22 protein-coding genes, 1 tRNA gene and 1 pseudogene are annotated in these 24,329 nt (G+C 58.5%); 7 read left to right on the top strand and 17 right to left on the bottom strand.

Annotation, left to right across the window (positions count from 1 at the left end; genetic code table 11):
- Window positions 1-311 precede the first annotated feature (311 nt).
- The 5 genes from prmC to Q2T52_RS18830 form a co-directional block, all read right to left on the bottom strand.
- A complete protein-coding gene (gene prmC, locus Q2T52_RS18850; protein WP_302078364.1) occupies window positions 312-1,169 on the bottom strand; it encodes a peptide chain release factor N(5)-glutamine methyltransferase in 858 nt (285 codons plus the stop codon).
- Complete coding sequence (gene prfA, locus Q2T52_RS18845) at window positions 1,166-2,245, bottom strand: peptide chain release factor 1 (RefSeq protein WP_302078363.1); 1,080 nt, start codon at window positions 2,243-2,245, stop codon at window positions 1,166-1,168. Before prfA ends, prmC begins: the two co-directional genes overlap by 4 nt.
- A 30-nt stretch (window positions 2,246-2,275) precedes the next feature.
- Entirely contained in the window at window positions 2,276-4,543 is a 2,268-nt protein-coding gene (ptsP, locus tag Q2T52_RS18840) for a phosphoenolpyruvate--protein phosphotransferase (RefSeq protein ID WP_302078382.1), read from the bottom strand.
- Between the two features lie 85 nt (window positions 4,544-4,628).
- Window positions 4,629-5,903, bottom strand: coding sequence for an aspartate kinase (locus Q2T52_RS18835; protein WP_302078362.1), 1,275 nt, complete (start codon window positions 5,901-5,903; stop codon window positions 4,629-4,631).
- 213 nt (window positions 5,904-6,116) lie between these two features.
- Window positions 6,117-7,013, bottom strand: a complete 897-nt coding sequence (locus Q2T52_RS18830; protein WP_302078361.1) for an SH3 domain-containing protein — start codon at window positions 7,011-7,013, stop codon at window positions 6,117-6,119.
- Window positions 7,014-7,248: 235 nt separating this feature from the next.
- On the opposite strand from Q2T52_RS18830, the gene ubiG reads away from it, so the two are divergent.
- Window positions 7,249-7,995 carry a bifunctional 2-polyprenyl-6-hydroxyphenol methylase/3-demethylubiquinol 3-O-methyltransferase UbiG gene (gene ubiG, locus Q2T52_RS18825; RefSeq protein ID WP_302078360.1) on the top strand — a complete coding sequence of 249 codons (747 nt, stop codon included), beginning with the start codon at window positions 7,249-7,251 and terminating at the stop codon, window positions 7,993-7,995.
- A gap of 12 nt (window positions 7,996-8,007) precedes the next feature.
- Here the strand turns inward: ubiG and Q2T52_RS18820 are convergent, their stop codons facing one another.
- The 4 genes from Q2T52_RS18820 to Q2T52_RS18805 form a co-directional block, all read right to left on the bottom strand.
- Complete coding sequence (locus Q2T52_RS18820; protein ID WP_302078359.1) at window positions 8,008-8,436, bottom strand: DUF1178 family protein; 429 nt, start codon at window positions 8,434-8,436, stop codon at window positions 8,008-8,010.
- The gene (locus Q2T52_RS18815; protein WP_302078358.1) at window positions 8,433-9,287 is read right to left on the bottom strand and encodes a carbon-nitrogen hydrolase family protein; all 855 of its coding nucleotides are present in this window, start codon (window positions 9,285-9,287) and stop codon (window positions 8,433-8,435) included. Before Q2T52_RS18815 ends, Q2T52_RS18820 begins: the two co-directional genes overlap by 4 nt.
- Window positions 9,288-9,299: 12 nt before the next feature.
- Window positions 9,300-9,557 carry a glutaredoxin 3 gene (gene grxC, locus Q2T52_RS18810; RefSeq protein ID WP_302078357.1) on the bottom strand — a complete coding sequence of 86 codons (258 nt, stop codon included), beginning with the start codon at window positions 9,555-9,557 and terminating at the stop codon, window positions 9,300-9,302.
- A gap of 73 nt (window positions 9,558-9,630) precedes the next feature.
- Window positions 9,631-10,410, bottom strand: a complete 780-nt coding sequence (locus Q2T52_RS18805; protein WP_302078356.1) for a ComF family protein — start codon at window positions 10,408-10,410, stop codon at window positions 9,631-9,633.
- A 60-nt stretch (window positions 10,411-10,470) separates the two neighbouring features.
- On the opposite strand from Q2T52_RS18805, the gene Q2T52_RS18800 reads away from it, so the two are divergent.
- Window positions 10,471-11,364: a methyltransferase domain-containing protein gene (locus Q2T52_RS18800; RefSeq protein ID WP_302078355.1), complete on the top strand. Its 894-nt coding sequence runs from the start codon at window positions 10,471-10,473 to the stop codon at window positions 11,362-11,364.
- A 4-nt stretch (window positions 11,365-11,368) separates the two neighbouring features.
- On the opposite strand, the gene Q2T52_RS18795 is transcribed toward Q2T52_RS18800, so the two are convergent.
- The 6 genes and pseudogenes from Q2T52_RS18795 to Q2T52_RS18770 form a co-directional block, all read right to left on the bottom strand.
- The gene (locus tag Q2T52_RS18795) at window positions 11,369-11,533 is read right to left on the bottom strand and encodes a Flp family type IVb pilin (protein WP_302078354.1); all 165 of its coding nucleotides are present in this window, start codon (window positions 11,531-11,533) and stop codon (window positions 11,369-11,371) included.
- A gap of 44 nt (window positions 11,534-11,577) precedes the next feature.
- A complete protein-coding gene (locus tag Q2T52_RS18790; protein WP_302078353.1) occupies window positions 11,578-11,898 on the bottom strand; it encodes a hypothetical protein in 321 nt (106 codons plus the stop codon).
- 99 nt (window positions 11,899-11,997) lie between these two features.
- Window positions 11,998-12,408, bottom strand: coding sequence for an 8-oxo-dGTP diphosphatase MutT (mutT, locus tag Q2T52_RS18785; protein WP_302078352.1), 411 nt, complete (start codon window positions 12,406-12,408; stop codon window positions 11,998-12,000).
- Window positions 12,405-13,212 (bottom strand): annotated as a pseudogene (locus Q2T52_RS18780) (GNAT family N-acetyltransferase). The gene mutT and the pseudogene Q2T52_RS18780 overlap by 4 nt, the downstream one beginning before the upstream one ends.
- Window positions 13,193-14,434: a bifunctional glutamate N-acetyltransferase/amino-acid acetyltransferase ArgJ gene (argJ, locus tag Q2T52_RS18775; protein WP_302078351.1), complete on the bottom strand. Its 1,242-nt coding sequence runs from the start codon at window positions 14,432-14,434 to the stop codon at window positions 13,193-13,195. The pseudogene Q2T52_RS18780 and the gene argJ overlap by 20 nt, the downstream one beginning before the upstream one ends.
- Before the next feature lie 66 nt (window positions 14,435-14,500).
- A complete protein-coding gene (locus Q2T52_RS18770) occupies window positions 14,501-15,343 on the bottom strand; it encodes a peptidylprolyl isomerase (protein WP_302078350.1) in 843 nt (280 codons plus the stop codon).
- Window positions 15,344-15,602: 259 nt separating this feature from the next.
- Between Q2T52_RS18770 and secA the strand changes: the two genes are divergently transcribed.
- From secA to Q2T52_RS18750, 4 genes are all read left to right on the top strand, one after another.
- Window positions 15,603-18,314 carry a preprotein translocase subunit SecA gene (gene secA / locus Q2T52_RS18765; RefSeq protein ID WP_302078348.1) on the top strand — a complete coding sequence of 904 codons (2,712 nt, stop codon included), beginning with the start codon at window positions 15,603-15,605 and terminating at the stop codon, window positions 18,312-18,314.
- Window positions 18,315-18,493: 179 nt separating this feature from the next.
- Entirely contained in the window at window positions 18,494-19,915 is a 1,422-nt protein-coding gene (locus Q2T52_RS18760; protein ID WP_302078347.1) for a lipopolysaccharide biosynthesis protein, read from the top strand.
- Entirely contained in the window at window positions 19,912-21,195 is a 1,284-nt protein-coding gene (locus tag Q2T52_RS18755; protein WP_302078346.1) for a GNAT family N-acetyltransferase, read from the top strand. Before Q2T52_RS18760 ends, Q2T52_RS18755 begins: the two co-directional genes overlap by 4 nt.
- Window positions 21,196-21,634: 439 nt before the next feature.
- Window positions 21,635-22,054 carry a helix-turn-helix transcriptional regulator gene (locus tag Q2T52_RS18750; RefSeq protein ID WP_367187336.1) on the top strand — a complete coding sequence of 140 codons (420 nt, stop codon included), beginning with the start codon at window positions 21,635-21,637 and terminating at the stop codon, window positions 22,052-22,054.
- 87 nt (window positions 22,055-22,141) lie between these two features.
- Here the strand turns inward: Q2T52_RS18750 and Q2T52_RS18745 are convergent, their stop codons facing one another.
- Entirely contained in the window at window positions 22,142-23,140 is a 999-nt protein-coding gene (locus Q2T52_RS18745; protein ID WP_302078345.1) for a DUF4214 domain-containing protein, read from the bottom strand.
- A gap of 401 nt (window positions 23,141-23,541) precedes the next feature.
- A tRNA-Leu gene (locus Q2T52_RS18740) sits at window positions 23,542-23,626 on the bottom strand.
- 188 nt (window positions 23,627-23,814) lie between these two features.
- Here Q2T52_RS18740 and Q2T52_RS18735 point away from each other — a divergent pair.
- Window positions 23,815-24,327, top strand: a complete 513-nt coding sequence (locus Q2T52_RS18735) for a disulfide bond formation protein B (protein ID WP_302078344.1) — start codon at window positions 23,815-23,817, stop codon at window positions 24,325-24,327.
- Window positions 24,328-24,329: the final 2 nt, after the last annotated feature.

Below are 24,329 nucleotides of genomic sequence, written 5' to 3'. Positions count from 1 at the left end.
GCTTTACTGATTAAGGGCCACGTGCCCAAATGCCGGCGTGCCGGAACAAGTCTTCACGTGCCGCGGACAAGGTCGAGCCATCCGTCCTGCCGCTAGTGGAAGTCAGTTTATCTGATACACGAAATGGAACCCGTTCAACCCGAGAAGCTCCTCATGATGAGCTGCAGTCCGGTTGCGCTTATACGTGAACGAATCTCGTTCATTTCCAGCCGCCCATTGCGTGCCCGCAACCTATCCCGCTTCATTTGGAAATCCAAGCCTTTTCTTTCGCTTGTGCAAAAAGGGGTTTTGGCTGTGATGCATTTTCATCTTTACTTCTCGAAGAGCAGCACACGGTCCTGCCCACCAAGATCACGCAGCGCCTCTATCAGCGAACAATTTTGTTCTTGAAAGAGTGCACTTACCGCTTCCCTTTGATCATATCCGATTTCAAGTCCGATGATCCCTTGGGGTGCAAGATACTTCGGCGCGTGCATCGCCAGTTCACGATAGGCATCAAGCCCATCCGGCCCTCCATCGAGAGCAAGCATCGGATCATAGTGCCGTACATCCGGCTCAAGTTCTCCGATGACTTCCGTTTTGATATAGGGCGGATTTGACACGATTATGTCGAAGCTGCCGCTGATCTTTTCAAACCATCGACTTTCGACAGTCCTGAAGCGATCGCCCACACCATTCACATCGGCATTGCGCCGAGCGGTTTCAAGGGCTTCCGCCGAAAGATCCACTCCAACGGCCTGCATCTCAGGTATTTCCGCCAAAAGCGCCAGCGCAATGGCACCGGTACCCGTGCCCAGGTCGATCAAGCTGACGCGCCCTTGCGTCGCCGCCATTCGTCGCGCATGCGGCACAATAGCATCAACCAGTACTTCGGTATCCGGCCGCGGCTCAAGCGTGGCTGGAGAAAGATGCAAACGGACACCATGAAAATCACGATGACCCAGGATGCGATGAACCGGCTCCCGCGCGATCCGGCGAGCGACAGCTGCCGATATGATATCGATCTGATCCTGCGTGAGTGCTCGATCACCGCTGACAACGAGATCAGTCAGATTGAGCTCAAGAAGTCCAGCCACCAGATGCCGTGCGTCAATGGCAGCATCGGGCAGACCGGCAGCAGCAATGCGTTGCCGGGCCTCCATCACGATATCCGCCAGACGCCGGCTCACGCCTGTTCGCCAAGCTGCGCGAGCTGGCCCGCCTGATAATCGGAAATCAGAGCATCCACGACTTCGTCGATCTCGCCTTCCATCATCCGGTCAAGCTTGTAGAGCGTCAGATTGATCCGGTGATCCGTGACACGCCCCTGCGGAAAATTATAGGTGCGGATGCGCTCGGATCGGTCGCCCGAGCCGACCTGGCTCTTGCGGTCGGCCGATCTTTCGCTTTCAGCGCGCTGACGCTCGATGTCATAGAGCCGCGAGCGCAATACCTGCATGGCCTTGGCGCGGTTCTGGTGCTGCGATTTTTCCGAACTGGTGACGATCAGCCCGGTCGGCAGGTGCGTGATGCGAACGGCCGAATCGGTGGTGTTGACGTGCTGGCCACCGGCACCCGAAGAGCGCATCGTATCGACACGAATATCCTCGGGCCGAATTTCGATATCGATTTCTTCGGCTTCCGGGAGCACTGCGACTGTCGCAGCAGAGGTGTGAATACGGCCGCTTGCTTCCGTTTCCGGCACTCGCTGCACGCGGTGCACACCCGATTCGAATTTCAGCTTGGAGAACACGCCACGGCCTGTGATCGTCGCGATGATTTCCTTGAAACCACCCGCCTCGCCCTCGCTGGCAGACAGCACTTCCACCTTCCACCCCTTGGTGGAGGAGTAGCGCTCGTACATGCGGAAAAGATCGCCTGCGAAAAGGGCTGCTTCGTTGCCGCCGGTCCCGGCGCGGATTTCAACGATTGCGCTTTTCTCGTCCGCCGCATCCTTCGGCAGAAGCAGGATCTGAATTTCCTTTTCCAGCTCCTCGATGCGCTCCTGCGCGCCCGGCAATTCAAGCTCCGCCAGTTCACGCATTTCACGATCGGTCGCCTTATCGGAGAGCAGCGTCCGCAGGTCCGCCTCTTCGGAAACAGCCTTCTCGTATTCTCGAATCTGGCGCACGACTGGCTGCAGCTCGGAATATTCGGAGGCGAGCTTTACGTAGACATCCGCTGATGGCCCTTCGGACATGCGTGCTTCGATCTCGCCGAAACGGCGCTCCAGTTCACGCATCTTGTCGACAGGAAGCTTAGCCACCCTTCAAAACTCCAGATTCTTGGAAATGTGCTAGACGGGAATATTGTGCGCAGCCGCGAAGTTGACGAGCAATTCGCGTGGCGTTTCCGTCGATTTATGATCGTCCAGAACCCGGTTGAGTTCCGCCGACAGTTTCTCCACTTCAAGCCCGAGCAGCATGGCCTTGACCGGACCGATCGCCGTCGGCGACATCGAGACGGAGCGGAAGCCGATACCGAACAGCGCCATGGCGGAAAGCGGCTTTCCGGCCATTTCCCCGCAAAGCGTCACCGGCGTCTTGTTGCGATCGGCAGCGCGCACGATGTCGCGAAGGATGCGCAGGAAAGGCTTGCCGAGATTGTCGAAGCGATCCGACACGCGGGCATTGCCGCGATCGACCGCCATGGAAAACTGGAACAGATCGTTCGAGCCGACGGAGACGAAATCGACTTCGTCCATCAACTCGTCCAGCTGCCACAGCAGCGCCGGCACTTCCAGCATGGCCCCGAACTGCAGCTTGCGCGGTAGCGCGTGACCGAACTTCGAGAGATGCTGGACTTCCTTCTGCATCAGATCCCGTACGGCGCGGATTTCCGAGACCTCGGTCACCATCGGTAGCATCATTTTCAATTCGGCACCGGCAGAGGCTCGCAAGAGCGCGCGAAGCTGCGTGCGAAGCAGGCCAGGCTTATCGAGCGACAAACGGATAGCGCGCCAGCCAAGCGCCGGGTTCTCTTCTTCCTGGGAACGGAAATAGGACACGACCTTGTCACCGCCGATATCCAGCGTCCGGAAGGTGACCGGGCGACCGGCGGCCTGACGCAGAACGTTGCGATAGAAGGCTTCCTGCTCCTCCATCTTCGGCATGTTGGAGGCGATCATGAACTGAAGCTCGGTACGGAAAAGCCCGATGCCCTCAGCGCCTGATTCGCTCAGCTGCGGCAGATCCACCATGAGACCGGCATTCATCAGGATCGTGACGCGGTGACCATCCTTGGTACGGGATTCGACATCGCGCAGCGCCCGGAACTGCTCCTGGCGGCGGGCGCGCAGGCGCACTTTTTCTTCATACGCCTTGACCAGATCCGGCATAGGCCGAACATGAACCTGACCATCGTCGCCATCGATAATGGCGGGATCGCCGTTTTCAGCGAGGGCCACAACGCCCGATGCCTGACCGATGACCGGAATGCCCATGGCACGCGCGACGATCACGACGTGACTGGTCACCGCTCCGTCTTCAAGAACCAGACCGCGCAGGTTCGCGCGTGGGTAATCCAGAAGTTCGGCCGCACCCATGGCACGTGCAAAGATGATGGCATCGTTCGGGAAACCATCATCCATGCTGCGCCCGGAATAGCCGGTCAACTGGCGCAGGAGGCGATTTGCAAGGTCATCGAAATCATGCATCCGCTCGCGCAGATAGGGGTCTGTCAGGCGCATCATGCGCGCCTTGGTGTCGCTCTGCACCTTTTCGACAGCCGCTTCCGCCGTCAGACCGTTGCGGATCGCCTCTTCCATACGGCGCACCCAGCCCTGGTCATGGGCGAACATGCGGTAGGTTTCCAGCACCTCGCGGTGCTCGCCTTCCTGAGCCACTTCGCGGCGCGACAGCATGTCATCAATCGACAGGCGCAAGGAGCCAATGGCTGAAACAAGCCGCTCGATCTCCTTGTCGGCATCCTCGTTCAGGAGATTGGTGACTACGACGCGCGGCTCATGCAGAACGACGTGTCCAAGGCCAATGCCTTCGCTGTAACCATCCGCCTCGATCGTCACCGCCCGCGTGAGATCCAGCTCCAGCCCCGGCTGGGTGATTTTCTTGAGTTCTCCGGTCGCAATCATTTCGGCGATCACCATTGCGGTGGTTTCCATCGCCTCTACCTCGTCTTCGCGGTAGTTGCGCTGCGCCTTGTTCTGGACGACGAGCACGCCCAAAGTGCGACCGGCGCGCAAGATCGGCACGCCGAGGAAGGAATGGTAAATTTCCTCACCCGTTTCAGGGAGATAGCGGAAGGCAGGATGCGCCTGCGCATCAGACAAATTGAGAGGCTGAGCGGAAGCGGCGATGGTACCGACGAGACCCTGCCCCATTTTCAGCTGGGCGAGGTGGACGGCATCCTTGTTGAGACCTTCGGTGGCGTAAAGTTCGAGCACGCCATCAGAACGCAACACGTAAACGGAGCAAACCTCCGCCACCATATTGCTGGCAATCTGGCGCACGATTCGGTCGAGGCGCTCTTGCGGCTCGAGCGGTTCCGCCATCAATTCCCGCAGCCGCTTCAGCAGTACGCGCGGGCCTGCCGACAGGTCTCGCATCGGCATGTGTTCTCCCGAATTCTGGTTGTCTCTCCGGAAGACGTCGCGCCGCTCAAAACGAACGGCGCAGCGAACCGGTCAAGACTCAAGTCTTATCCAGACCGTAAGCAGAATGCAAAGAGCGAACCGCAAGTTCTGAATATGCGCCATCAATGAGAACAGAAATTTTGATCTCTGACGTGGTGATGGCGCGAATATTGATGCTTTTCTCGGCCAACGCCTTGAAGGCCTGGGCAGCAACGCCCGCATGGCTGCGCATGCCGATGCCGACAACCGATACCTTGCAGAGACCAAGTTCGCTCTGTGCAACGTCGAAGCCGATCTTTTCCTTGTTATCGTTCAAGATCTTGATCGCCTTGTCCACATCACCGGCCGGAACCGTGAAGGTCATGTCCGTCTTGGAACCGTCTTCAGAAATGTTCTGAACGATCATGTCCACGTTGATATGTGCTTCTGCCAGAGGACCGAAGATAGCCGCAGAAACGCCCGGCCGGTCGGAGACACGGCGCAGCGAAATTTGCGCTTCATCCTTGGCGTAGGCGATGCCGGTGACGACTTCCTGTTCCACGATTTCTTCCTCGTCGCAAATCAACGTGCCGGGCGGATTGATGAGGTCACCCATGCCCGGCGCATCGGGGTCCTCGAAACTGGAGCGGACAAAGGTGCGCACCTTGTGCACCATGGCAAGCTCGACGGAGCGAACCTGCAACACCTTCGCACCGAGGGATGCCATTTCCAGCATTTCCTCAAACGAAATCTTCTTCATGCGCCGCGCCTTGGGCACGATGCGCGGGTCGGTCGTATAAACGCCGTCGACGTCCGTGTAGATGTCGCAACGATCAGCCTTAACGGCAGCAGCGATGGCAACGGCTGACGTGTCAGAGCCGCCACGACCAAGCGTCGCAATACGATTGTCCGGACCAATACCCTGGAAGCCAGCGATAACGGCAACCTGACCTTCACCCATGCGACGAATGATATCGGAACCGTCGATATCGAGGATGCGCGCCGCGCCATGTGCGTTATCGGTACGGATCGGGATCTGCCAACCCTGCCAGGAACGGGCATTGATGCCCATCGACTGGAGAGCGATGGCGAGAAGGCCTGATGTCACCTGCTCGCCGGATGCGACAACCGCATCATATTCGCGCGCATCATAAAAGGGGGAGCTTGCACCCGTCGTCTTCGGCGTATCCTGCACCCAACCGACAAGCTCATTGGTCTTGCCGGACATGGCAGAGACGACGACCGCCACTTCATGGCCTGCATCGACTTCACGTTTGACATGGCGCGCGACGTTATGAATTCGTTCAAGATTGGCGACCGACGTGCCGCCGAACTTCATGACAATGCGTGCCATAGCTGACCAGTACCACCGTTTCCGCGCTTCTCGACACGAGGCGCGACATGAATATCCGCAATCCTTACCGGCTGACCCGGATTTTGCGGCGTCGTCATATCGGAAAGGCTCCCACGGCGCAATGGCATCCATCGCGTTTCCGGTTCGCCTGAAATGTAGGAACTGGGACATAAAAAACGACAAGGCGCCCGTTGGGCGCCTTGCTGAATATAGTCAATCGCTTTTCTCTCGCGGATGCTCCTGGTTGTAGTAGCAGGGCTGCGGAGGAGCACATCCAGTCGGAGTCCCCTGCGGAACCCCCGAAGGAACACCAAGCTGCCTCGACGGGGCCGGTTGTGCCGGAGGCGGAGGCGGCGGAGGGAGCCGTGGCGGCTGCTGCGGTTGAGCCTGCGGAGGCGGCTGGAACTGCGGCGGCGGGCGACGATCCGGCTGTTGCTGCGGAGGACGCTGCCAGTCGGAGGGTGGCGGGCGACGATCCTGCTGCGGCGGGCGCTGCCAATCAGACGGCGGGCGGCGATCCTCATAGCGCGGCGGCGGGTTGTCGTAGCGCGGTGGCGGAGGATCATACCGTGGCGGCGGGGGACGACGATCGTAATCATTATCCCAGGAACGGTTATCGTAGCGGTCGCGATCACGACGCCAGACGGGATCCGGCTCCCGACCTTCCCAGCGTGGCGGAGGCGGCGGAGGCACATCACGGCGATAGTCCCAGGACCGCCAACGACCACGCTCGCTATAAAAATCGCGATCGCGGTAGTAACGGTTCCAATAGGTATCGACGTCGAAGGTGATCGTCGGGATCCCGAGGGGACGATAATATTCCGGTGCAACGTAGACGCGGTTCTGGCGATAGGTCGTCTGGATGTAATTCCCCGATACCCAGCCACGCCCTCGCGAAAAGGAGACGTCACACCAGTTCACATTGCTCAGGCAGCCGTAGATGGTGATCGGCGCGCCGGCAGGTACCACGACAACGGCGGGATAGCGGGTACTTGGTCCCGAACGCATATTGACATTGGCCGTCGCGTAGCCGTTGGCCGCGGCCGCGGCGATGCTCGGCGCCAATAAGAGCGCGCTAACTGCTGCAGCCTGTACAAGGAAATGTTTCAAAGTTTCCTCCTAATTCACTCGGCCCTATTCTTCAGGGATTTCAGTGAATGTCGAGATGCACTCACTGGTTCCGATGCCGCAGACTATTAATATTCCACATGAATGGGCTCTGAATAACCACTGAACCACCAACTTGGCTCCATCGTATTTGGAGGCGTACCGCGACATTGCGGCAGACTTGACAATTTGCTCGCATGCGCCGACTTCACGAAGTCGGAAAACAAGGAAACCACGCATGGCCGAAACTCTGACCGGAACCATTGATCAATCCGAAGTCGATCGCTTTTCAGCGATGGCGGCAGAGTGGTGGAACCCGACCGGCAAGTTCAAGCCCCTGCACAAGTTCAACCCGGTTCGGTTGAACTATATCCGCGAGCATGTCTGCCGCAATTTCGGGCGTGATGTGCGCAGCCACAAGGCCTTCGATGGCTTGCGCTTCCTCGATATCGGCTGCGGCGGCGGCCTTCTGTCGGAGCCGATGGCGCGCATGGGAGCAGAGGTCGTCGGCGCCGATCCTTCCGAAAAGAATGTGCGGATTGCCCAGACACACGCCGCCGAAACGGGGGTGAGCGTCGACTACCGCGCCGTGACCGCAGAGCAACTGGCCGCAGCCGGGGAAACCTTCGACGTTGTTCTCAACATGGAAGTGGTTGAGCACGTGGCGGATGTGGATCTCTTCATTTCCACCTGTGCCGGCATGGTGCGCCCCGGCGGGCTCATGTTCATTGCCACGATCAACCGCACGCTCAAGGCACGCGCTCTTGCAATCTTTGCCGCGGAAAACGTCCTGCGCTGGCTGCCGAAGGGAACCCACCAGTATGAGAAGCTGGTGCGCCCAGAGGAACTGGAAGCACCTCTGACAGGATCCGGGCTAACCGTGATCGAACGCACCGGCGTCTTCTACAATGTCCTGCAGGACCGCTGGAACCTCTCGAACGACATGGACGTCAACTATATGATGCTGACGAAGCGCCCAGACTGACGGTTTCCACCCTCAGTTCGCATCTTCAGGCAGGACGGGCAAGGGCGCCACTTCTATGCCCTCTTCGACCAGTTCGCGTACCTCGGAAAGGCTGGCCTGGCCAATAATGCCGCGAGCATCAGCCTCGCCATAATGGATCTTGCGGGCCTCTTCCGGGAAGCGCTCGCCGACATCCTCGGCATTGGCCTTGATCGCTTCCACGGCCTCTTTCAGCTTCACGATCATCTCCTGGCGCGCCACATCCATGGCCACATGCTGGCGCTCTTCCTTCTTGCGAGCGGTCGTAACGGATGGCGCCATCAACCCCTTGGTGATCGCTGAAGACCCACAGGTGGGGCAGGTCAGAAATCCACTCTGGACCTGCTGATCGAAATCCGCGCTCGCTGAAAACCACCCTTCGAAGGAGTGGGCACTATCGCAGATGAGGGAATACCGGATCACGCAGCTGTCCCTCCGGCAGGTGCAGCGGTTCTGTCGAGCGAAAACTCGCGCGCATTCTTCAGGTTCGGAATCTTGGAACGGGCAGCACGGACAGCCGCCACATTGATGTCGGCGATGATAACCGCTTCGCCGGTACCGCCAGCCTGTCCCAGCACCCTGCCCCAGGGGTCGATGATCATCGAGTGCCCGAAGGTTTCTCGGCCATCTTCATGGACTCCCGCCTGAGCGGCCGCCACGAGAAACGCACCGTTTTCGATGGCACGTGCGCGCAGGAGGATTTCCCAATGCGCTTCGCCTGTCTGGCGGGTGAAGGCGGCTGGCACCGTCAGGATTTCAGCGCCTGCCAGTGCTTCAGCCCGGAAGAGCTGGGGAAAGCGCACATCATAACAGATCGCAAAGCCGAGAACGCCGAACGGCGTTTCGGCCACACGTGCCTGATCACCCGGATGATAGGCGGAGCTTTCCCGCCAACTTTCGCCATTGTCCAGATCCACGTCGAACATGTGGATCTTGTCATAGGAGCAGATCTTTTTGCCCTTGGGCGAAAACAAAAAGCCGCGATTGGCAATCATCCCGTCTTCGCGTGCAATGGCCGTCGACCCCACGTGCACGTAGATGCCAAGCTCAGCCGCCAGTGCCGATGCCTTGGCTACGATCACATCCGATGCCTCGTCACGCAGGACAGCGCGCAGGGCTGCCCGATCCTTCTGCAGCATGCCCGTCATTTCAGGCGTCTGCACGTAGGTAGCACCCTGAGCTGCAGCCTCGCGGATCAGGCGAGCCATGGCCTCGGCACTCCTTACCGGGTCAACACCGGAGCACATCTGGATTGCGGCAATTCTGGCAGTCATTGGGTCAGATCCTCAGGCGGCCAGCAAAGGGTCGAGCTTGCCTTCGCGGTCCAGTGCATGCAGATCATCGCAGCCGCCGATATGGGTGCCGTTGATGAAGATCTGCGGGAAGGTCGTGCGACCATTCGCCTTGCTCATCATTTCCTGCCTGATTTCAGGGGAATAGGTTGCGTCGTGCTCGACGAAGTCGACACCCTTCGACTGCAACAACGATTTTGCGCGTGCGCAGTAGCCGCAGAACTCGCGCGTATAGATGACGACGTCCGCCATGATCATCTCCGTGGGAAGAGGCTGCTCACCAAAGAGACGGGCGAGCACCTGAAAGCGTGACTTTGTATTGCTGTCATATAGTTTGGCGCAAGGCCATTGCAAAGGTCAAAACAGTGACGTCAGCAGCACCGGCTCGCCGCAAAGCCTTGGTAGCCGAGGCAATGGTCGCACCGGTCGTGTAGACGTCATCCACCAGAACCAGTCTTTTCCCGAAGACCTCGTGCTCATGACCCTTGGCAATGGCAAAGGCAGCCCGCACATTGTTCTCGCGCGCCTTTGCCGTCAGCCCCACCTGCCGCTGCGTCCTCTTGCGGCGAACAAGCGTCGATGGCAGAAAGACCGCGCCGGATTGGGAGGCGATATGGCGCGCCAGTTCACCCGATTGATTGAAGCGGCGGGCGGCAAGACGCGTCCAATGCAATGGCACCGGCATGATCCCCTCGCACTCGCCGACATAGCCTTCAGAGGCACGCAGCATCCACGAAGCCATCATCGGGGCAAGATCGACGCGGTCCTTATATTTAAGCGCATGAACCAGGGCCTTGGCCGGCCCTTCGTGCAGGGCGACGGAGCGCAGCCGATCGAAGACGGGCGGATCCGCAATAGCCTCGGCCGAAAGCATGCCCGGTCCCGGGTCGTAAGAGAATGGAATACCGAGCACCTGGCAATAGGGGCGCTCGATGAAACGCATCTGGCTCCAGCAGGGGATGCAGAGTGCGGCATGCCTTGCCACGGTCCGCCCGCAGGCGGGGCAAACAGGCGGATAGACGAGTTCGGAGATCCGGCGCCACCAGTCTCCCAACCGGTGTCGAAGCAGAGGCCGCCTCTCGAAATCATCAGGAACATTCTCCATCTCTTGACTTTATCCCCTTCCGGGCGTCCATGCGACTGGCAAAACTGATTGGAAATTGAGATGGAACTTCTCTTCGATTTGCCCCTGGTGACCCGCAGGCGCGAGCGCGCAGCCGCGAACCGGACCCAGGGCGCTGACTTCCTGCTGGAACTGGCCGGACGCGAACTGGCAGAACGGCTTTCGGTGGTCGAGCGGCATTTCGATGAAGCAGTGGAACTGCATGGCGGGATTGGCAATGCGGCTGCCCATTCTCTGGCAACCGGCAAGATCACGCGCCTTCGGCGAATGGAGACGGCAAAGGCTTTCGCTGCGACAAACGAACCGGTGGAGATCGCAGCACTGGAAGACGTGCCGCTTGGCACCCAGTCGGTTAATCTTGTCATCTCGCCGCTCGCACTTCACCTGACCAATGATACGCCCGGCGTGCTCATCCGCATCCGCCAGGCCTTGAAACCGGATGGGCTGCTGCTGGCAGCGATCCCAAGTTCTGGGACACTTCAAGAACTTCGCGACGTCTTGCTCGCAACGGAGGCGGAGCTGTCCGGTGGCGCCAGCCCGCGGGTCATTCCCTTTGCCGATGTGCGCGATATTGGTGCATTGCTGCAGCGCGCGGGCTTTGCCCTGCCGGTCGTGGACGCCGAAAGCGTGACGGTGCGCTATGACACCTTGTTCGACCTGATGCGCGATCTGCGCGCCATGGGCATGGCCAATCCCCTGATTGGCCGAAGCCGCCAGCCGCTGAATAGGCAATTCTTCATGCGCGCCGCTCAGATGTATGCCGAACGCTACTCGGATCCGGATGGGCGCATCCGCGCCACATTTTCCTTCATCTACGCATCCGGGTGGGCACCGCATGAAAGCCAGCAAAAACCGCTGAAACCAGGCTCTGCGAAAATGAAGCTGGCGGACGCCTTGAAGGTGCCGCCGATCGATCCGGCAACAGACAAAAACTGATGCCTCAGGCCTTCAGAAAAGTTGCCAGATAATTGAACACTTCTAGCAGTTTATCAGACATAAGCGTGAAGCCGGCAATCAGCATTCCGCAAATGATGGCTACGACGATTCCGTATTCCACGGCAGTTGCACCTTCGCGGTTGGAAAATAATCGCCGCAATACATACATCGATAAATTCCTTATCCCGACAAAAGGTATTGTTCAAATCACCACTAGCAATTCGATGCGGAATTGTAACCCTGAACAATGCAGACGGACCCAGGCGACTCCTGAAGAACGCTGCGTCGAATTGTATAGTGTTTCGGGCTCTTGTCCTGAGACTTGATGGAGCCTGTTGTAATCAGGTCAAATTCTTCCTGCACCTGGGCAAGGTGTCTGGAATCCTCGCGCTTGGCGAGCATGGGGGTCACGATCAGGGACAGGGCAATCGCGGCCGTGCCAAACAGCAGGGCGATATTCAGCGCGCCGGTTTTACCGGAGCTGTGCGCTGCCCGTTGACGGGCGCGTACAGTTTTCCAGGAATCCTCTTGCATCGGGGCCTCGTTACGCAATCTACACGATGCGTAATATTGCCCGCATCCATTAAAGGATCTGTTAACGGAGTTTCATCTCCGCGATCGCCTGTGGAAAACCTACAACAGGTCTTGGAGGAACGGGATCAGCGGCTCATCCGCAGGCGGCATCGGATAATCGCGCAACGCCGATGGGCGAACCCACTTGATCGCCTGACTTTCGCGACCAACGGGGATGCCCTCATAGCGACGGCAGACATAAAGCGGCATCAGGAGGTGAAAGGTTTCATAGGTGTGGCTGGCGAAGGTGAGAGGTGCCAGGCAAGGCACCTTGGTTACGATCCCCAACTCTTCGGAAAGCTCGCGCACCAGAGTTTCCTCTGGCGTCTCGCCGGCCTCAACCTTGCCGCCGGGAAACTCCCAAAGTCCTGCCAGGCTCTTGCCCTCCGGGCGCTGCGCCAACAGAATACGCCCATCGGCATCCACCAGAGCACAGGCCGCAACGAGAAGAATCTTTCGGCTCTCGCTCACGCGGCCTCTCCGTGGCGCCAATAGTGATAGTGATAGACATCCCGGAAGCCGAACTTGGCATAAAGCGCACGTGCCGGAACATTATCCGCATGCACCTGCAGCCAAGCGGTTCGGGCGCCGCTGATGCGGGCCCAGCGGAGGGCTGCGGTAAAGAGTTCCGTGCCAATACCCTGACGGCGACGCGCTTCAGTCACGGCAAAGGACAGGATGCCGGCAAGATCATTGTCCTGAACGCAAAGCATGGTTGCCTGTGGCCCTTCAGCGGGCTTTTCCGCGATGAAAAGGCCGGAGTTGGGCTTGATGGCACTGAGGATTTCCGCAAGCGCAGGCTTCAGCGAACTGTCCTCCCCTTCGACAGCAAGCGACGCATCGATATAACGACCGATATCGTGGCTTGGCAGATGATCCAGAGTATCCGGCAGCTCCAGACCTGTCAGGTCGGATGTCATCACGCTGACCGTCTCGAAGCGCTTCCAGCCGTCAGCTTCGAGCGTTGAGAGAAGGCCCAGCGGCGCAAGCGGCGTTTCTCGGATCACCAGCGGGCGACCATAATGCTCAAACCGCTTACGCGCCTTTTCGACGCGGATCACCACGTCGCGATCATCAGAGGGGTCCAGGGGAACGACGCAATTCAGGCGCTTCGACGGATGCCCACCCGTCAAACGCACCTGCCAGCTGCCATCATAAACCACGGATGCCGCTGGCCATGCACGGAAGCCAACAGCCTCCAGGCGGCGAACCAGCGGCAGATTGCCGTGGGGAGAAATTGCCTGCATCAATAGGATCAGCTCCGGTAGTCACCATTGATGGCCACATATTCCTTCGTCAGGTCACATGTCCAGACGGTAGCCGTGCCGGAACCCAGTCCGATATCGGCGCGGATGACGATATCTTGCCTCTGCATGACGGCCGTGGCCGCAGCCTCGGAATAGCCAGCATCGCGTTCGCCGTTGACGGCAACGCGCACATCACCGAACCAGATGGCCAGACGATCGCGATCCGCAGCTTCGCCGGACTTGCCGACGGCCATGACGACACGGCCCCAATTGGCATCTTCACCGGCGACAGCGGTCTTGACCAGCGGGGAGTTCGCAATCGAAAGCGCGATCCGCTTGGCGGCGGCATCGCTTTCTGCACCGGTCACGCGCACTTCAACCATCTTGCGAGCGCCTTCGCCGTCACGAACCACTTGCAAGGCGAGATCCTTCAAAAGGTCGTTCAGCGCAGCACGGAAGGAAGCGAGACGCGCATCGTCAGCCGCTTCAATACGTGCCTGACCATCCGCGGCAGCCTTCCCCGTCGCAAATAGAAGCAACGTATCGGAGGTCGAGGTATCACTGTCGACGGTAACGGAATTGAAGGTCGGACCAACACCTTCAGACAGAAGCGCCTGCAGTGCAGGTGCCGCGATATCCGCATCGGTGACAACGAAGGACAACATGGTGGCCATGTCAGGCGCGATCATGCCCGCACCCTTGGCGATGCCGTTGATGGTGACGGTGACGCCACCGAGCTCAGCCTGGCGGGTCGCAACCTTCGGATAGGTATCCGTCGTCATGATCGCCTTGGCGGCTTCCAGCCAGAAATCCGGCGTGCCACGTCCGTTCATCTCGCCCAGCACGCCTGCGAATTTCGTTGCATCCAGCGGCTCACCGATTACGCCCGTCGAGGCAAGATAGACTTCGTTCAGACCGCAGCCGACAGCCTCGGAAGCGGACTGCGCCGTCAGTTCCGTGGCAGCCTTGCCCTTAACACCGGTAAAGGCGTTGGCATTGCCCGAATTGACCACGACAGCGCGCGCCTTGCCGTGGGGAAGGTTCGCACGGCAGAAGTCGACAGGCGCCGAAGGGCACTTGGAGCGAGTGAACACGCCCGCAACGTCGGCGCCATCATCGAATACCATCAACAGCACATCAGTACGGTTCTTGTACTTGATGCCGGCAGCAGCGGTTGCCATTCGCACGCCACGCAGGGCAGGCATTTCGGGATAGGCTTTCGGGGCAAGCGGCGAGACGGTAACGGACATGGTTTCCTCGTTGCTAACAAGAAAAGGCCCGCAAAAAGCGGGCCGGGCTTGGTGATGTGAGAACGATTACTCGCCCTTTGTGAGCTCGTCGTAGCTCTTGCGCAGAGTTTCGTCCACGATCTCGACCTTCTGGGCGGCCTTGGCCTGGTCGATGATCTGAGAATACTTCTCCTGCATGACGATCTGGCGAACCTGCGGCTCCACCTGGTCGAATGCCGGCGGCTGGGCGTCGCGCTTATCCTCGACCTTGATGACGTGATAGCCGAACTGCGACTTCACCGGGGTCTTGGTGTAGGTACCCTTCTGAAGAGCAAAAGCTGCTTCTTCGAATTCCGGAACCATGCGGCCCTTGGTGAAGTAGCCGAGATCACCACCATCAGACTTGCTGCTGTCCTCGGACTTTGCCTTGGCGAGTTCAACGAAATCCTTGCCGGCATCGAGCTGCTTGATGATGTCCTTGGCTTCATCCTCGGTCTTCACGAGAATGTGGCGGGCGCGAACTTCTTCTTCCTTCGGCATGGCTGCGACTTCCTTGTCGTAGCGAGCCTTGACTTCCTGAGAGGTCAGCTTGTCGAATTCGCTGCGCAGATAGGCATTGTGCAGTTCGCGATCCTGCAGGAACGCCATGCGCTTCTTGAAATCGGTACCGTTCTGCAGGCCGGCTTCATTGGCCTTCTTGGAAATCAGCTTGATGTCGATGATCTGCGAAAGGGCGGCGGCCTTCTTCTGCTCATCCGGCAGCTGCTGATATTGCGCGCTCAGATTGGAGATCGCCATGTCCAGGTCGGACTGGTGAATTTCGACAGTACCAACCTTGGCGATCAGGGCATCGTCCTGAGCGAAAGCAGGCATCTGGAAGGAAACCGCGGCAGCCAGAGCGGCAGCTGCGATGAAGGTTTGGCGCAACATAGATCTACCTTTCGGATTTGGCACCGGTCTCAGCAAGCCTGATCCCGGCCGGATAAGCTTCACAAACACCGGATTGTGGCCATTCTGTATCGGCCGGAACCGTTGACATCAATTGCACCCCCTCTTATCTGTCACGCTACTTCGCGTCCAGAAGAGTTTCCGGGCGATCGCAGGATTTTGTCTGTGAAAATCACGACGAAGGTCGCGTCCGCCGGAGACTGATCAGTGATGCTGCATCAGTTCAGAAAGGGCCATCGGTATGGTCAGCTTCGGTGGGTTAGCCCGCAAGATATTCGGTTCGTCCAACGACCGCCGCGTCCGTTCCTATCGCTCGCGGATCGAGGCCATTGGCAAGCTCGAAGAAAGCATCAAGGGGCTTTCGGACGAGGCACTCGCCGCAAAGACGGTCGAGTTCAAACAGGAGCTCGCCAATGGCAAGTCCCTGGATGACATCATCATTCCGGCCTTCGCCGTCGTTCGCGAAGCGTCTCGCCGCGTTCTCGGCATGCGCCCCTTCGATGTTCAGCTCACCGGCGGCATGATCCTGCATGACGGCAATATTGCCGAAATGAAGACCGGTGAAGGCAAGACGCTGGTCGCAACATTGCCGGTCTATCTCAATGCGCTGTCCGGCAAGGGCGTGCATGTGGTGACCGTCAACGATTACCTTGCCAGCCGCGATGCCGGCATCATGGGCCGCCTCTACGGCTTCCTTGGCCTCACCACCGGCGTCATCGTCCACGGACTTGATGATGAACAGCGCCGCGCAGCCTATGCCTGCGACATTACCTATGCGACGAACAACGAACTCGGCTTCGATTATCTGCGCGACAATATGAAGTACGACCGCAGCCAAATGGTGCAGCGCGGCCATAACTTCGCGATCGTCGACGAAGTGGACTCGATCCTGATCGACGAGGCGCGCACGCCGCTCATCATCTCCGGTCCGCTCGATGACCGCTCCGATCTCTACAACACGATCGATGCCTTCATCCCGCTGCTAACGTCGGAAGATTACGAGATCGATGAAAAGCAGCGCTCGGCCAACTTCTCGGAAGAAGGCACGGAGAAGCTCGAAAACCTGCTGCGCCAGGCAGGCCTGCTGAAGGGTGAATCTCTCTACGACGTCGAGAACGTCGCAATCGTTCACCACATCAACAACGCCTTGAAGGCGCACAAGCTTTTCCAGCGTGACAAGGATTACATCGTCCGCAACGGCGAAATCGTCATCATTGACGAGTTCACCGGTCGCATGATGCCGGGCCGCCGCTATTCGGAAGGTCAGCATCAGGCTCTCGAAGCAAAGGAAAAGGTGCAGATCCAGCCGGAAAACCAGACGCTGGCTTCGATCACCTTCCAGAATTACTTCCGCATGTATTCGAAGCTCGCCGGCATGACCGGTACTGCCTCGACGGAAGCGGAAGAATTCGCCAACATCTACGGCCTCGACGTTGTTGAAGTGCCGACCAACCTGCCGATCCAGCGCATCGACGAAAGCGACGAAGTCTATCGGACGGCGGAGGAAAAGTTTAAGGCGATCATCGAAGAGATCAAGACGGCCCATGAGCGTGGCCAGCCGGTTCTCGTGGGTACGACCTCCATTGAAAAGTCGGAGTTGCTGGCCGCCATGCTGAAGCAGGTCGGCTTCAATTCCTTCAACGTTCTGAACGCCCGTTACCACGAGCAGGAAGCCTATATCGTCAGTCAGGCCGGCGTGCCTGGTGCTGTGACCATTGCTACCAACATGGCTGGCCGCGGTACCGACATCCAGCTTGGCGGCAATATCGACATGCGCCTGGAGCGTGATCTGGAAGGTATGGAGCCCGGCCCGGAACGCGATGCCAAGGAGCAGGCGATCCGCGCCGAAGTCAAGCAGCTCAAGGAAAAGGCCCTGGCCGCTGGCGGTCTCTACGTGATCGCGACCGAGCGTCACGAAAGCCGCCGCATCGACAACCAGTTGCGCGGCCGCTCCGGCCGTCAGGGTGACCCGGGCCGCTCGAAGTTCTATCTGTCGCTTCAGGACGACCTCATGCGCATCTTCGGCTCCGACCGCATGGACGGCATGCTGCAGAAGCTCGGACTGAAGGATGGAGAGGCGATCGTCCACCCCTGGATCAACAAGGCGCTGGAACGCGCCCAGAAAAAGGTGGAAGCCCGCAACTTCGACGTCCGCAAGAACCTTCTGAAATACGACGATGTCACCAACGACCAGCGCAAGGTCATCTTCGAGCAGCGCATCGAGTTGATGGACGCGACCGATCTCAGCGAGACGGTTGCCGACATGCGCCACGAAGTCATCGAAATGCTTGTCACCAAGCACATCCCGGAGCGCGCCTATGCCGAACAGTGGGATGCGGCAGGCCTGAAGGAAGGCGTCGAACGCCTGCTGAACCTCGATCTCCCGATCGCCGACTGGGTACAGGAAGAAGGCATTGCCGAAGACGATATCCGCGAGCGCATCACAGAGGCTGCGGACGCCGCTGCCAAGGATCGTGCAGAACGCTTCGGTCCCGAGATCATGACCTATGTGGAGCGCTCGATCCTGTTGCAGACGCTGGATCATCTGTGGCGCGAGCATATCGTCAACCTCGACCACCTGCGCTCGGTCGTCGGCTTCCGCGGTTACGCGCAGCGCGATCCGTTGCAGGAATACAAGGCGGAAGCTTTCGAGCTGTTCCAAGCGCTTCTCGCCAACTTGCGCGAAGCCGTGACGGCACAGCTGATGCGCGTCGAACTGATGCAGGAGCCGTCACCGGCACCGGAACCGCCGCCCTTCATGCAGGCCCACCATATCGATGCCTCTACCGGCCAGGACGAATTCCAGACGGGCGGCTTCATGCAGGCCGTAGCGCCGGAAAATCGCGATCCCGCTGACCCCTCCACCTGGGGTAAGGTTGGTCGTAACGAGGCCTGCCCTTGCGGCTCGGGCAAGAAGTTCAAGCACTGCCACGGCGCGTTCGAACAGGCCTGAGCGACACATCAATGACGGCCAAGAAGGCTGCCTGAGGGCGGCCTTTTTGTTGCGCAGGCTATTGAAGCAGCGAGGAAATCCGCTGCCTTCAAGGCAATGTGGCAATGCTTTCTTAACTGCGACAGCGCAATAGTCTCGGGTGTCGGTCCGGCTTCTGACGAGTATTGCGCGCGCCCCATATGACGATCATCGAAACTGCGGAGAGAATGCTGCCGCAAGGCCTCAGGATTCGGCTGGCACCGCTGTTGCGCAAGCTTCAGCCCATGCTGACCGGAACCGACGAGACTGCACGCGCGCAGCGCATGGCGCTGACCGCTTTCGTGATCCGCATCTTCAGCGCCGGCATTGCCTTTCTTTCGCAGATCATCCAGGCCCGGCTAATGGGCGAATTCGAGTATGGCATTTTCGCCTTCGTTTGGGTGCTCGTCATCGTCTTCGGCAATTTGTCCTGCCTCGGCTTCCACACCGTTGTCATTCGTTTCCTGCCCCATTACCGGGAGCGGGATGAAACAGCAGAGTTGCGGGGGCTCAACTGGACAGCCCGTGTGTTTGCGATGCTGTCTGCCAGCATTCTCGCTACCATCGGCTTTGCTGTTCTCCGTTTTGCGGGAGAGACGCTGGAAGCCTATTGGTTTCTTCCAGTCTTCCTCGGGCTGTTCACCCTGCCGATGATTGCACTGGGCGATGTGCTGGACGGAACGGCGCGCGCCAATGGCTGGACAGTGACGGCGCTCAGCCCCACCTACATCATACGACCACTACTGATCCTCATCCTGATGGTGCTGGCTGTTGCCGCGGGAGAACCTCGCAGCGCCGTTACCGCGATGACCGCGGCTCTCGCTGCCACCTATCTCACCACTCTGTTTCAGTTCATTCGATTGACGATCCGCCTGCGCCGCGTTGTGGGGCGTGGTAGCCTGCGTTTCGAGTTCATACCGTGGCTACGGTTTGCATTCCCCGTGTTCGTGGTCGATGGCATCGGCTTCCTGCTGACCAATTCGGATGTGGTGGTTGTGGGTTTCTACCTTCCACCGGACCAGGTCGCGATCTACTACGCTGCGGCGAAAACCATTGTGCTGGTTCAGTTCGTGTATTTTTCCGTAAAGGCTGCGGCCGCGCCACGCTTTTCATCCATCATCGCGCGTGGTGATCACCAGGCGCTTGCAGCCTTTTCACACCAGGCCGCGCGATGGAGTTTCTGGCCGGCACTGGCGGTGGGCGCTGCCGCGCTTGCTGTCGGCAAGCTGCTGCTGTCGCTCTTCGGTCCAGCCTTCACGGCCGGTTATCCGCTGATGTTCATCCTGTTTGCAGGCATCCTGGCCAAGGCTCTTGTCGGACCAGGAGAAGTGTTATTGAACATGTCCGGGCACCAGAAGCTTTGCGTCGGTCTCTATGCGATCGTTCTGATCGCGAATGTCACATTGAATGTGGTTCTTGTTCCGCGTTTCGACCTTGTGGGCGCGGCGAGCGCAACTGCCATTGCAATGATGATCGAAGCCGTGCTCTTGCATATTGCCGTCAGGCATACTTTTGGAATAACACTCTTTGCCTTGAAGAGAACACCGTCCCATACGCATAAAGAGGGGGGTACGCGCGCATGACCGAACTGCCGCCACTACCAAACCCCGCCTCCTCAAGCATAGAGCCTGGTGACCTCGGTTACCTTCGCAATCCCATGCCGAAGACGCCACCTGCAAGCCTCTCCATCTCCGTTGGCAGAACAGGAAGGACGCTCAGCATCTATCCCGCGGCGATGGGCTATGAATTGCAGGACGAGTTGGACTTCCTGTCCAACCGCGTAATGGAACCCAATGTGTTTTTCAGCGCGCGCCTGCTCGCACCCGCCATGCCGCGCGTCGAAGACCGACAAATCCAGTTGGCGCTGATCCGGGACGAGAACGAACGCAGAAGTCGCATGCGCTTCCTGATGCCGTTCTCGACAGAAAAGCCTGGCTTCTCGATGGGCCCTAGCATCATCCGCGCCTGGGCCAACCCCTTCGGTCCTCTCGGCACACCGCTGGTCGATGCCGAAGATGCCGCCGAAACCGTCGATAACATGCTCGAGGCCTTCGGTCGCAAGGATGCCCGCATGCCCACGGTGCTTGTCCTGCCGGAACTGCGATTGAACGGCCGCTTTGCGCAATTGACCAGAGCCGTGGCTGTTGCGCGCAATCTACCCATCACGGTAACCAGTCCATTTTCAAGACCGATGCTACAAAGCTCCGAGGATGGCGAAACCTATCTGAAGCGAGCCATTTCCGGCCATCATCTCCGTGACGTGCGCAGACAGTGGCGGGCACTTGCCGCCACTGGTACACTGACTTACGAAGTCGCGCGTCAGCCAGACGACATTCGCCGCCGCACCGAGGAGTTTCTGGCACTGGAGGCCAGCGGCTGGAAGGGGCGTAAGAAATCGGCTCTGATCAATGACCGTTACCGCGCCGCCTTTGCCCGTGAGGCGATCGGGAATCTGGCGGAAGTGGATGCGGTGCGTATCCACACCATCGACTTCAACGGTCGCGCTATCGCTTCCATCGTCGTGTTCATGATGGCGGGTGAAGCCTTCACCTGGAAGACCGCGTATAACGAGGGCTTCTCACGCTATTCGCCGGGCAAGCTGCTGATGATGAAGCTGACGGAATGGCATCTGGATGATGCCAATATCGTTCGCTCTGATTCCTGTGCCGTGCCCGACCACCCCATCATGAGCCGCTTCTGGATGGAGCGCGAGGAAATGGGAACTTTGGTGATTGGATTGACCGAAACCAGCGACCGGGATGTAAGGCAAGTGGCAACCCAGTTGCATGCGTATAAAAATACGCGCAACATGGCCCGTATTCTGCGCGAAAAGATTATGTCAATCGCGGGCAAGCACGGCTGAACGTAAGCCCCTTAAATCTCCCTAGTATACTTCTCTTGCTCTAGGTGAGGTGGGACATTGCCAGATGTCCGGACGCAAAGCCAACTTTGGCGGACGCCGAGACATAGCGACTTCATTAAATTCGTTCTAACAAATTGCCCGGGGTTTCATAGTTGGCAGGTTGACGGCCTGACAGGTGAGATGGGAGACTTGGGGGCCGATTAAGGCACATGCTAAGAAGATCGCATCAGGGCAAAAGACCGCTGGCACGCGGCCCCTGCCATGCAATCGCTTAGCTTGAACGGCCCCCTGCGCTGGTTCTGAGAGATCAAGCTGCACCCGTCAATCATCTGAATGCTTAATCTGCTGCGATCGTCCGCTCGTGATGACTTTGTGTCCAGCTCCCACGCTACTGGATGCGGTTCTCGGGCGGTCGATGACTGCATGAGGTGTTTTCCATATGAATATGATGATTGCTGCCAGTGTGCAGGGTGTGAGCGTTGACCGCCGGTCGGGATCTCTCGTTCGATCCACGTCGGAGGTGCCAGACAAAGACAGGAGCGCCGTTCTCGTCGCTAGCGCAATGCTGGCAAAGAGCTTGGCCAATCCACCTTCGCAAGCCCAACTCGCACGTGCCGCCGGTGTTAGCCAACGCCGATTGGTGCAGGCCTTCCGGACGGTCTGCAATACGACGATTTTTGGGCATCTCCGCCAGATCCGTCTTCAGACGGTCAGGCGTCTTGTTGAGGAAACGGATATGCCGTTAAAGCAGATCGCCTTCGAAATCGGCTACGGTCATGCCAACAACTTGATCGCTGCCTATCGCGATTACTATGGGGAACCACCCCGGCGCCATGTCCGCAAAACAACGGACGCCTGATCCCAAAGGCAAACGACATCCAATCAAACAGAAGGCGGTAGATGGAAGCATCTACCGCCTTTCTTCATGGTGTATGATCGAACCGTATCAGGTCAGCCAGATGCCGTCACTGATCGCAGCGGCAACGCCTGCCTTGTTTTCCGGACTGTCGGACATACGAAGCAAGACATCGCCGCGGCTGTTAATACCGGAATCGAGCTGCCCAACCCAATAGGCAAAGCCACCCGGATCACCGTCGCGGTGCAGGACGTTCTGGTAGAGACGAGCAACAAACTGGGAATTGCTGAGGTTCGATCCGTAAAGGTAGCGGAACTCGTCAGAGGCAGCGAAGTAGGCCGCAACATCCCTGAAATTCCAGCCGCCATTTTCCAGCGCATTAACCCAGGCGCTCAGACCGCCCTTGTCCGGTGTACGGTTGAAAGCAGCCTGATACAGGCGATAGGTCTGGCCAGCCGTGCCATCCGTGTCGAAAGCGAGCGTGCCCTCACTGAAATGCAAACGCTCAACCCGAACTAGAGTGTCATAGATCGTACCGGCGTTATCCCTTACCTCGATTGTTCCCCCGGAACGACGGATCAGGAAGTTTGAAACGCTGGAAACAAGATCGACCGTATCGGTGCCAGTGCCGCCATCGACGTAATTGCTGCCGGTACCCGGATCGATGTAGTCGTTGCCGCCATCGCCATAGATGGTGTCGTCACCGCCGTAACCGCGAATAGTATCATTGCCATCATAGCCAGCCAGCTTGTCGGCATAGTCGGAGCCGTTGATCTTATCCCCTCGCGACAACGCGATCGAGAGCATGCCTGCCAGATTATTGGCCTGAATATAGTCGGCAGCCTGGGTGGCAGACATGGAGAAGCCGGTGATGGACCCCATCTGATACCCATCCTGATACTGCGAAAATCCTGTCAGCGTCCCACCGACCAGATAGTTGCCATAAAAGGAAAAGCCGTAGCCTGAATAAACCGCCTGATTATACCCGTCGCTTACCACAAACTGTGTGCTGCTTGCGGAAACAAGCTGTCCTGTCCAGGTCGATGGATCGACCAGATTGATCGGTGCATAGGATGTTACAGTTGCCATGGCGTCCCTCCAGTTTCTGTCCACAAACTGTCGTTGCAGATTGAGACACAGTTGCGGCGAACCCCCTTAAAATTAAAGAGGCGCCGACATTTTCATACCAAAAAAAACTTAGCGCATCGCAGTCAGAAAGAATGGCGCAACTTCACTGACAAAGACGACGGCGGATGCGACCCAGAAAATCCAAATTCCAAAGACACGAACGAGCCTTTGTCGGGAGGTTTCAGGGTCCGGAAGCGGCTCATCGCGACCTGGCGGGAAGATTTCCATCTTGGGTTCCCGCTCTGTCACGCCACTGCTCCGCGATTGCATCCAAGAAATAGAAAAGCAAATTTCTCACTTCGAATCTCACCAAATCAGTACCTGCTGTGTCCAACAGGATAGAAGATCGATATTCGAAGGAATGGTGCCCCGTGCCGGAATCGAACCAGCACTCCTCTCGGAACCTGATTTTGAGTCAGGCGCGTCTACCAATTCCGCCAACGGGGCACTGCGGTAGAATGGTGGAGGGTCTAGCATAGCCAAAAGGTGAGATGCAAGCAGGCGGCAAACGAGATCGGCGACAAGATCACGAAAAATTTCAGCCCCGGCGAAGCACGGACTTGTCGTGCTGCATTTACAGCCCTGCCTTCGCTGACTACAGCAGGGACCAGACTTTGTGTTTCAAGGAAAAGACCATGTCGATCGCTGCCGATTCGCGCCGCCCCCTCCTGATCCATACGGCGCTCGTCGCGATTGGCATGGCAGCCACGGTGGGTGGTGCACTTGGATTTCAGTATATCGGCGGCTACATTCCCTGCGCGCTCTGCCTGCTGCAACGCCAGCCTTATTATTACGGTATTCCGGTGGCGATCGCCGGTCTTGCGGCCATTGGTATCAAGCTGCCGACTGGCGTTGCGAGACTTCTGCTCGGCATCGTTGGTATCATGATGCTCGTCGGCGCCGGCATGGGCATCTATCACTCCGGTGTGGAATGGGGTTTCTGGCCGGGACCGGCCACCTGCTCGACGACAGCCAACGGCCTGACCACCAATGCCGGAAATCTCCTAAGCGATTTGAATGCAGTTCATGGACCGTCCTGCACGGAAGCATCGCTTCGCGTTCTGGGCCTGTCCTTTGCCGGATGGAATGTGATCGCAAGCCTGATCCTCGCGACAATTGCTCTTCGCGGCGCGCTGAAGAAGGCCTGAAC

Origin of the sequence: Rhizobium oryzicola, assembly GCF_030504645.1 — a bacterium.
Taxonomy (GTDB): Bacteria; Pseudomonadota; Alphaproteobacteria; order Rhizobiales; family Rhizobiaceae; genus Neorhizobium; species Neorhizobium oryzicola.
The sequence above is the reverse complement of the archived record's forward strand: the minus strand, read 5'-3'. Positions and strand labels throughout refer to the sequence as shown.

Excerpts from the sequence above, each read along its gene's own strand:
- ptsP (WP_302078382.1), bottom strand. The coding sequence starts at position 4,543 with ATGCGAGACCTGTCGGCAGGCCCGCGCGTACTGCTGAAGCGGCTGCGG.
- Q2T52_RS18835 (WP_302078362.1), bottom strand. The coding sequence starts at position 5,903 with ATGGCACGCATTGTCATGAAGTTCGGCGGCACGTCGGTCGCCAATCTT.
- ubiG (WP_302078360.1), top strand. The coding sequence starts at position 7,249 with ATGGCCGAAACTCTGACCGGAACCATTGATCAATCCGAAGTCGATCGC.
- Q2T52_RS18815 (WP_302078358.1), bottom strand. The coding sequence starts at position 9,287 with ATGACTGCCAGAATTGCCGCAATCCAGATGTGCTCCGGTGTTGACCCG.
- grxC (WP_302078357.1), bottom strand. The coding sequence starts at position 9,557 with ATGGCGGACGTCGTCATCTATACGCGCGAGTTCTGCGGCTACTGCGCA.
- Q2T52_RS18805 (WP_302078356.1), bottom strand. The coding sequence starts at position 10,410 with ATGGAGAATGTTCCTGATGATTTCGAGAGGCGGCCTCTGCTTCGACAC.
- Q2T52_RS18800 (WP_302078355.1), top strand. The coding sequence starts at position 10,471 with ATGGAACTTCTCTTCGATTTGCCCCTGGTGACCCGCAGGCGCGAGCGC.
- Q2T52_RS18795 (WP_302078354.1), bottom strand. The coding sequence starts at position 11,533 with ATGTATGTATTGCGGCGATTATTTTCCAACCGCGAAGGTGCAACTGCC.
- Q2T52_RS18790 (WP_302078353.1), bottom strand. The coding sequence starts at position 11,898 with ATGCAAGAGGATTCCTGGAAAACTGTACGCGCCCGTCAACGGGCAGCG.
- argJ (WP_302078351.1), bottom strand. The coding sequence starts at position 14,434 with ATGTCCGTTACCGTCTCGCCGCTTGCCCCGAAAGCCTATCCCGAAATG.
- Q2T52_RS18770 (WP_302078350.1), bottom strand. The coding sequence starts at position 15,343 with ATGTTGCGCCAAACCTTCATCGCAGCTGCCGCTCTGGCTGCCGCGGTT.
- secA (WP_302078348.1), top strand. The coding sequence starts at position 15,603 with ATGGTCAGCTTCGGTGGGTTAGCCCGCAAGATATTCGGTTCGTCCAAC.
- Q2T52_RS18760 (WP_302078347.1), top strand. The coding sequence starts at position 18,494 with ATGACGATCATCGAAACTGCGGAGAGAATGCTGCCGCAAGGCCTCAGG.
- Q2T52_RS18755 (WP_302078346.1), top strand. The coding sequence starts at position 19,912 with ATGACCGAACTGCCGCCACTACCAAACCCCGCCTCCTCAAGCATAGAG.
- Q2T52_RS18750 (WP_367187336.1), top strand. The coding sequence starts at position 21,635 with ATGAATATGATGATTGCTGCCAGTGTGCAGGGTGTGAGCGTTGACCGC.
- Q2T52_RS18745 (WP_302078345.1), bottom strand. The coding sequence starts at position 23,140 with ATGGCAACTGTAACATCCTATGCACCGATCAATCTGGTCGATCCATCG.
- Q2T52_RS18735 (WP_302078344.1), top strand. The coding sequence starts at position 23,815 with ATGTCGATCGCTGCCGATTCGCGCCGCCCCCTCCTGATCCATACGGCG.